At 72.3% G+C, this 6,571-nt stretch carries 5 protein-coding genes; 3 read left to right on the plus strand and 2 right to left on the minus strand.

Features of this window, described 5'->3' with window-relative positions; translation table 11 throughout:
* Positions 1-38: 38 nt before the first annotated feature.
* Positions 39-1,112 carry an ATP-binding protein gene (locus ACIRL2_RS06460; RefSeq protein ID WP_395866512.1) on the minus strand — a complete coding sequence of 358 codons (1,074 nt, stop codon included), beginning with the start codon at positions 1,110-1,112 and terminating at the stop codon, positions 39-41.
* Positions 1,109-1,819 carry a response regulator transcription factor gene (locus tag ACIRL2_RS06465; RefSeq protein WP_395866170.1) on the minus strand — a complete coding sequence of 237 codons (711 nt, stop codon included), beginning with the start codon at positions 1,817-1,819 and terminating at the stop codon, positions 1,109-1,111. Before ACIRL2_RS06465 ends, ACIRL2_RS06460 begins: the two co-directional genes overlap by 4 nt.
* A 307-nt stretch (positions 1,820-2,126) precedes the next feature.
* Between ACIRL2_RS06465 and ACIRL2_RS06470 the strand changes: the two genes are divergently transcribed.
* The 3 genes from ACIRL2_RS06470 (at position 2,127) to ACIRL2_RS06480 (ending at position 5,862) form a co-directional block, all read left to right on the plus strand.
* Entirely contained in the window at positions 2,127-3,038 is a 912-nt protein-coding gene (locus ACIRL2_RS06470; RefSeq protein ID WP_402230539.1) for a phosphatase PAP2 family protein, read from the plus strand.
* A 217-nt stretch (positions 3,039-3,255) separates the two neighbouring features.
* On the plus strand, positions 3,256-4,764 hold the full coding sequence (locus tag ACIRL2_RS06475; RefSeq protein WP_395866166.1) for an MFS transporter: 1,509 nt from the start codon (positions 3,256-3,258) through the stop codon (positions 4,762-4,764).
* 306 nt (positions 4,765-5,070) lie between these two features.
* A complete protein-coding gene (locus ACIRL2_RS06480; protein WP_402230541.1) occupies positions 5,071-5,862 on the plus strand; it encodes an enoyl-CoA hydratase/isomerase family protein in 792 nt (263 codons plus the stop codon).
* Positions 5,863-6,571 lie beyond the last annotated feature (709 nt).

Genomic DNA, 6,571 nt, shown 5'->3' on the forward strand with positions numbered 1-6,571 from the left:
TCGGGATCGTCCCGTGCAGTAAGTGTCCGATCACCCGATTACTTCGGGTCACCGGGCAGGAGCACTCGGATACGGCACCCATGGCTCGACTCGGCTACGGAAATATCACCCCCATGCAGGTCCACGGCCCAGCGGGCGATCGCGAGGCCCAGTCCGGTGCCCCCGTCGGTGGACGAGCTCTCGCCGCCGCGGGTGAACCGTTCGAAGACCCGACCGCGCTCGCCGTACGGGATCCCGGGTCCCTCGTCCTGGACTTCCAGGCACAGGCTTCCGGGGCCCTCGTCGCGTCGTGCGTGCAGACTCACGGTGCCACCGACGGGGCTGTGCCGGCAGGCATTCGCCACCAAATTGGTAACAACCTGATGCAGCCGCTCGGGGTCGGCGATCGCGATGAGATCGGTCGGTCGTACGTCGACCCGGAAGCGAACGTCGCTGCCCAGGGCCCCGGTCTCCTCGGTCAGCGCGGCCAGGAACGGCCCCACCGCGAACTCGCGCGCCTGGAGCGGCACGGCCCCCGAATCCAGCCGGGAAAGGTCGAGGAGTTGTGACACGAGTCGGCCCAGGCGCGCGGTCTGGGTGAGCGCGAGGCCCAGCGTGTCGGGATCGGGTTTCTGCACGCCGTCCACGAGATTCTCCAACACCGCGTGGAGCGCGGAAATGGGCGTGCGCAATTCGTGCGAGACGTTGGCGACCAGTTCGCGCCGGTGCCGGTCCACCGCCTCCAGGTCGGCGGCCATGCGATTGAACGCGCCGGCGAGGGTGCCCACCTCGTCGCGCGAAGTGGCGCGCACCCGGCGGGAGTAGTCGCCGCGCGCCATCGCCTGCGCGGCGGCGGTCATCTCGCGCAGCGGCGAGGTCATCCCGTGGGCGAGCACCAGGGTCACCGCCAGGCACGCCAGCGAGGTGAACACGAGCATGTACCGGAACCGCACCTCGGCCCGCAGCCCCAGGATGATCAGCAGCGTCGAGACGAACACGGACGCGATCACGAGCACGCCGAGCTTTGCCTTGATCGAGCGCAGTCGATCCAGCGGCCGCAGGTTGCCGCGGCGCAGGCGCGGGCGCCGGGGCCGTGGGCGGGGCCGGGTGGGACGCGAATCGGCGGGGTTCAGGACGGTGCCTCCAGCGCGTAGCCCACGCCGTGCACGGTCCGGATCCACTCGGCGCCGAGCTTGCGGCGCAGCGCCTTGACGTGGCTGTCCACGGTCCGGGTGCCGGACGCGTCCACCCAGTCCCACACCTCGGCGAGCAACTGCTCGCGGGAGAGCACGGCGCGCGGGCGCGAGGCGAGGCAGACCAGCAGGTCGAACTCGGTCGGGGTCAGGTGCACCTCGTCCACGCCGAGCCGGACCCGGCGCTGGGTGCGGTCGATCCGCAACCGGCCCAGGTTCAACGCGGCCTCGGGGGAGACCGCGCGGGCCGCCGCCTCGGCGCGCTCCATCCGGCGCAGCAGTACGTGCACCCGGGCGACCAACTCGCGCATCGAGAACGGCTTGGTCATGTAGTCGTCGGCGCCCACCGCCAGGCCGACCAGCAGATCGGTCTCGTCGTCGCGCGCGGTCAGCATGATCACCGGCAGGCCCGGGTGCAGCGCCTGGAGCCGACGGCACACCTCCAGGCCGTCCAGTCCGGGCAGCATCACGTCGAGCACGACCAGGTCGGGCCGGGTGGTCGTGGCCGTGGTCAGCGCGGAGGGGCCGTCGGGTGCGGTGATCGCGCCGAAGCCCTCCGCCCGCAGCCGGGCGGCCACCGCGTCGGCGATCATGGGCTCGTCCTCGACCACGAGTACGAGCCGCTTTTCCCCCGTCGGGTCGGTCATACCCGCAGCCTACGTACCGTCGGCGGGCCGTGCGCACGACTTGGTGAGGCTCCCTCGAACCGGGGAGGCCGCTACGACGTCCAGAGGAGAGAGGCAGGACCGGAGTACCCCGCGGGAGCCGGCCCCGATTGGTACTTCAGGGGGAGGATCGGTCTAACCTGATCCGTCTACCCTGGCTCAAGCGTTGCCGCCGAACACCGCACCCGTGATCCGGGGCGGCGGTGCGGGCAGTGGTCCACGACCCGGGTGGCGACGGCGCGGATCGAACGCGGCCGACCGACGACGGTAGACCGAGACAACCGACAGCATGGGGGATCTGGTGCGGCGCAACGTCACGGAGGGCCCCTCCCACGAGGTCGATCGGCGCGAACAGGCGCCGCCGACCACGCAGGCGGCTTCGGTGACGGGGGTCGGCAAGTCGGACCGGGCGGCGACCGACCCGGCCGCGCAGGCCGCGGCGGCCAAGGCCCGCCGGATGCGCACGCTCAAGGACGCGGCGCGCGAACTGTTCCTGGTCGCGCTGCTGTTCGGCGTCTACAAGCTCGGGCGCGGCCTGGCCTCGGGTGAGACCGGCACCGCGTTCTCCAACGCCAAGCAGTTGCTGACCATGCAGAAGGACCTGCGCCTGCCGGACGAGGCGGCGATCCAGGACTGGTTCATGCAGTCGCACGCCGCGGTGACGTTCTGCAACAAGTACTACGCCTACGTGCACTTCCCGGCGACGGTCGCGTTCCTGCTGTGGTTGTGGATCCGCCATCGCGAGCACTACAAGTGGGTCCGCAACATACTGGCGATGATGACCGGCGCCGCGTTGATCATCCACATCCTGGTCCCGCTCGCGCCGCCGCGGAAGATGCCCGGCTTCACCGACACCGGCATGGACGCGGGCGACTCGCCGTACTCCGGCGCGGGCGCCAAGATCGCAAACCAGTTCGCCGCGATGCCGTCGTTGCACGTGGGTTGGGCCGTGGTGGTCGCGCTCGGGGTCGCGGCGGTGTGGCACACGGCCGGCTCCGGACGCAAGGTGGCGAGTTGGGCGGTCTGGCTGCACCCCGCGATAACGCTGCTGGTGGTCGTGGTGACCGCGAACCACTACTGGATGGACGCGGTGGTGGCGGTGTTGTTGATGATCTTCGCACTGGCGGTACTGCCCGGGCCGGATCGGGCCACGCAGCGCGGGTTGATCCGGCCGATCCCGGCGCCGCGGATAGCGCGCTAGGGGCAGTCCCCCGGATCCCGGCGCCGTGGATGGCGGGCCGGGGGCAGTTTCCGGACCTCGGCGCCGCGGACTGCCGGCTGGGGGCGGTTCCCCGGACAGGTCCCGGCCGCGAGGGCGCGGGCGGGCGCCGCCGGTCGTGGTCGAACCCGTGGGTCGCCGGTTGCGGCCGATCGAGTGGGTCCGAGTTCCCCGCCGTCGCGGTGGGCATGATGCTCAGATGCCCGTCACCTTCCCCTCCGGGGGCATCCGTGCCAAGACCCCGGCCGGCCGGTGGGTGTTGCTCGCCACCGTGCTCGGCTCAGGCATGGCGATGCTCGACTCGACCGTGGTCAACGTCGCGCTGCCCAGCATCGGGAACTCCTTCGACACCTCGCTCGCGGCGCTGCAATGGACGATCAACGCGTACACCCTCACGCTGGCCGGACTGATCCTGCTCGGCGGCGCGCTCGGGGACCGGTACGGGCGGCGCCGGGTGTTCGTGATCGGCGTGGCCTGGTTCGCGGTGGCCTCGCTGTTGTGCGGGATCGCGCCGAACGTGGACATGCTGATCGCCGCCCGTGCGCTCCAGGGCATCGGCGGCGCGCTGCTGACGCCCGGTTCGCTGGCGATCATCCAGGCCACCTTCCACGCCGACGACCGGGCCCGGGCGGTGGGCACCTGGTCGGGTCTGGGCGGCGTGGCGAGCGCGATCGGACCGTTCCTGGGCGGGTGGCTCGTGGACGCGGTCAGTTGGCGCTGGGTCTTCCTGATCAACCTGCCGCTCGCGGCCGTGACCATCGTGGTGGCGCTGCGTACCGTCCCGGAGACCTTCGACCCGCAACCCCGGGGCCGCTTCGACGTGACCGGCGCGGTGCTGGCCGCGCTGGCGCTCGCGGGGGTGACCTGGGCCCTGGTCGAGGCACAGACCACTCCGGTGGCGGCGGGCCTCGCGGGCGCGGCCGGGGTCGCGACGGCCGTGGTGTTCGTCGCCGTGGAGAAGCGCACGCGCGAGCCGATGTTGCCGCTGGACATCTTCCGGGTCCGGTTGTTCACGTCGGTCAACATCGTGACGTTGTTCGTGTACGGCGCGCTGGGCGCGTTCATGCTGCTGCTGGTGCTCGAACTCCAGACGGTCGCGGGGTACTCGGCGCAGCAGGCCGGCTTGTCGCTGCTGCCGGTGACCATGGTCATGCTGCTGCTCTCGGCCCGGTCGGGCGACCTGGCCCGGCGGATCGGCCCGCGCCCGCAACTGACGCTGGGCCCGCTGGTGTGCGCGGGCGGCCTGCTGACGTTGCTGCGGATCGGCCCCGACGCGTACTACCCGGCCGTCGTACTGCCCGGCGTGCTGATCTTCGGCCTGGGGCTCGCCGTGCTGGTCGCGCCGCTGACGGCGACGGTGCTGGCGTCGGTGGACGTCAGTCGGGCGGGCATCGCGAGCGGGGTCAACAACGCGGCGGCCCGCGCGGCGGGCCTGCTCACGGTCGCCGGACTGCCGGCCCTGGTCGGCCTGTCCGGTGACGGCTATCGGGACCCGGGCGTGGTGGACACGGGCTTCGACCGCGCCCTGTGGATCTGTGCGGGTCTGCTGGTGCTGGGCTCGGCGGTGGCCTGGTTCACCATCACGCCCGAATCGCTGGCCCCGACGGAGCCGGAGGCCGAGCGGGCCAAGCCGTGCGTGCGCGTGGGCTGCGACATGGCCGGGCCGCCGCTGGATCCGGGGCACGAGGAGGTGGGGACGGGGCGGTAGGGACGTGGGGGCGCCGGCGCGCGGATGTTGCGCGATCCGGTTCGGGACGAGGGGGTCACGGTGTCGCCGACCACGCCGTGCCCGGGCGAGACCGATCGGGGGGCGGGCGACATCGTGGGGTCGAGCATGGTCGGGTGATCGCCGATGGCACGGCGACCCGGGGCCCGGGTCGGCGGCCGGGGTCCGGAGGTCCGGCCGGCTCGGGTGGACGGGTCGGTTCGGGGCGCCGGGCGGATGGGGGCCGGTGGCCCGTAGCGTGGCCGCGGATGTGCGTCGGTTGTGCGGCGGTGAGGAAAGGGCGGCGGGATGGATACCGGGGTCGATGGGCTCGTGGTCAAGGTCGAGGGCGAGGTGGCGACGCTGCGCATCGATCGCCCGCACGCCCGCGGCGCGTTGACCGCCGCGATGTGGGAGGCGCTGCCGGGGACGTTGGCGGCGCTGGAGGCCGACCCCGAGGTGAGCGTGCTGGTGCTGACCGGCACCGACGGGGTGTTCTCGGCGGGGGCCGACATCCGCGAACTGCGCGGTCACTACGCGACGGCCGAGGCGGCGGACGCCTACCACGCGCTGAACTCGGCCGCAGAGCAGGCGTTGGCGGCGTTCGCGAAGCCGACGATCGCGTATGTGCAGGGCCCGTGCGTGGGCGGCGGATGCCAGTTGGCCGGGGCCTGCGACCTGCGCTTCGCGGACACGACGGCGCGATTCGGGGTGACGCCGGCCAAGCTCGGGATCGTCTACGACGCGGGCTCCACGGCCCGGCTGGCCCGGCTGGTGGGCGTTTCGACGGCCAAGTACCTGCTGTTCTCGGCCGAACTGATCGACGCGGCCCATGCGCTGCGGGTCGGGCTGGTGGACGACGTCTTCGACCCGACCGAGGCCGACGAGAAGGTCTACGGCTTCGCCCGCACGATCGCGTCCCGCTCCCAACTGACGATCCGGGCCGCCAAGGACCTTTTGGCGACGGACACCACGGACCCGACACGGCTCGCCGCGTGGCGCGACACGTGGGAGCGCGAATCCCGCGGCTCGGCCGACGTCCGGGAGGGCCTGGCCGCCTTCACGGAACGACGCGCCCCGCGCTTCGCTTGGCCCCGGTAGCCATGCTCGTGGCCGCGTGGCCCTGATGGGTCCATGCGGCTCGGGTTCGCTTGGCTGCGCTCGCGAGGCACTCGGCTTTGATGGTGTGCCCACCCGCCCACCCGTTGCGTGTGTTCGATGGCTGCGGGTTTTTGGTGACCGGTGGGCCCGGTCCGGCCTGTCGAGCATGTGGTGTGGCTGCTGCGGGCTTGGGCGCATGGTGCTGCGGTTGCGCCTCGGGTTGCTTTGGGTTGTGTACCCACCCGCTCCACCCGTTGCGTTTGGTGCGGAGGCTGGGGTTTTACGGGCGGCGGCGTGACCTGCTCCGGCCCCGCGGCCTCCGGTGTGGCCGGCCGCGGGCGGGTGGGATTGGGGCGTCAGGGGCGGTGTGGGGGCGGGGTCCGGCTCCTCGGCTTCGTGGATCCCCGGTGTGGTCGGGGATTTCGGGGCGGTGTGGCGCTTGGTGTGGCCGGCGTGGAGTTTTGGGGCTGAGGCGGCTGGGTCGGCCTCTCTGGCGCGGGTGGGGCTGCTCGCGGGTGGGTGGGTCAACCACGAGAACGAGGCGGGCTTTCCCTGAGTCGCCGAGTTCGGCTGCGGATTGGCGCGTCAGCGCCCACGATGTGGGTGGGTATTCGTGATCGACGTGCGGAGCGCGGAGAGCGGCGGAGCCGCGGGTTTGGGCTTTGTGGCCCGGAGCGAAGCGGAGGGACGCGAAGCCCCGAGCGAGGGG

The sequence above is a fragment of the Embleya sp. NPDC127516 genome, assembly GCF_044765325.1.
Lineage (GTDB): Bacteria > Actinomycetota > Actinomycetes > Streptomycetales > Streptomycetaceae > Embleya.

What these genes read in the sequence shown, in the direction of transcription:
- ACIRL2_RS06480 (WP_402230541.1), top strand. Translation starts at nt 5,071, where the DNA reads ATGGATACCGGGGTCGATGGGCTCGTGGTCAAGGTCGAGGGCGAGGTG.
- ACIRL2_RS06465 (WP_395866170.1), bottom strand. Translation starts at nt 1,819, where the DNA reads ATGACCGACCCGACGGGGGAAAAGCGGCTCGTACTCGTGGTCGAGGAC.
- ACIRL2_RS06475 (WP_395866166.1), top strand. Translation starts at nt 3,256, where the DNA reads ATGCCCGTCACCTTCCCCTCCGGGGGCATCCGTGCCAAGACCCCGGCC.
- ACIRL2_RS06470 (WP_402230539.1), top strand. Translation starts at nt 2,127, where the DNA reads ATGGGGGATCTGGTGCGGCGCAACGTCACGGAGGGCCCCTCCCACGAG.